The following is a 326-nucleotide window of genomic DNA, read 5'->3' as shown; positions in this document are numbered from 1 at the left end:
TGCAACGACTATTCCATAGGCATTGAACTGGAAGGGCTGGAGGGCGACACCTTCGAGCCCGCCCAGTACCAGGCCCTGGCCGCGCTGTGCACCCAGCTGGCCCAGCGCTACCCCATAGCCCAGGTGGTGGGCCACGAACACGTGGCCCCCGGTCGCAAACAAGACCCCGGCCCCGGCTTCCACTGGCCCACGCTGCAGCGGCTCACCGGCTGGCCACCCGAGTGCTTTGCGCAGGCTTGACCCGCCAGCCATGGTGTCGTGTGAACAGGTTTTGCGACACAATGCACCAACCATGCGCTTGAAACCCGAAGAAAGCCATTTCATCC

1 protein-coding gene is annotated in these 326 nt (G+C 64.1%); it reads left to right on the top strand.

The genetic code is table 11. The features are described from left to right. Positions 1–240 (top strand): N-acetylmuramoyl-L-alanine amidase (locus HA630_RS01600; RefSeq protein ID WP_208299908.1); only part of this gene is annotated, 240 nt, incomplete at its 5' end. Positions 241–326 lie beyond the last annotated feature (86 nt).

The sequence above is a fragment of the Aquabacterium sp. A08 genome (assembly GCF_011742065.1).
This window is presented reverse-complemented; position numbering and strand designations above follow the sequence as displayed.